At 39.5% G+C, this 813-nt stretch carries 1 protein-coding gene; it reads left to right on the plus strand.

The annotated features are described in order from the left end of the window. Positions 1-105 precede the first annotated feature (105 nt). Complete coding sequence (locus tag E0D98_RS25015) at positions 106-690, plus strand: fimbrial protein (RefSeq protein ID WP_000038438.1); 585 nt, start codon at positions 106-108, stop codon at positions 688-690. The last annotated feature ends 123 nt before the right edge of the window (positions 691-813 follow it).

The following is an 813-nucleotide window of genomic DNA, read 5'->3' on the forward strand; positions in this document are numbered from 1 at the left end:
TATCATTGCTCATTAATATCTAGCATCTGCTTATAACATTTGTGTCATGAATAGTCATTCTTCAAACCAGTAGTCTGACTAATGGAATTTTATTCAAGGATTTTTATGTCTAAAAAATTAGGTTTTGCCCTGTCTGGTCTTATGCTGGCAATGGTTGCAGGTACTGCTTCTGCTGATATGGATGGTGGTCAGTTAAATATCAGTGGTCTGGTTGTTGATAACACCTGTGAAACCCGCGTTGACGGCGGTAATAAAGATGGTCTGATCCTGCTGCAAACTGCAACTGTTGGTGAAATCGATGCTGGCGTGCTGAATGACACCGTTGGCGCTAAAGCCAAACCTTTCAGCATCACCGTTGACTGCAGCAAAGCAAATCCGAATCCAGGTAGTACAGCTAAAATGACCTTCGGTTCTGTTTTCTTTGGTAATAGCAAAGGAACGCTGAACAACGACATGTCTATTAACAACCCGTCTGACGGCGTGAATATCGCTCTGCACAATATTGATGGTTCCACTATCAAACAGGTTCAAATTAACAACCCTGGCGATGTGTATACTAAAGCCCTGGATGCAACGACAAAATCTGCTGTTTATGATTTTAAAGCGTCTTACGTTCGTGCCGTCGCAGACCAAACAGCAACTGCTGGTTATGTAAAAACTAACACTGCATACACCATTACTTATCAGTAAGTATTCACCAATTAAATTGATTGAATGAATATACAGGGAATAGTGTTAATAATTTCTATTTTTATATTATTCCCTGTTTTAATTAACTCTGTCAGGGATGGTTTATGTTTTTTAACACCAAAC

It is taken from the genome of Escherichia sp. KCJ4928, assembly GCF_004352695.1.
Taxonomy (GTDB): Bacteria; Pseudomonadota; Gammaproteobacteria; order Enterobacterales; family Enterobacteriaceae; genus ECMA0423.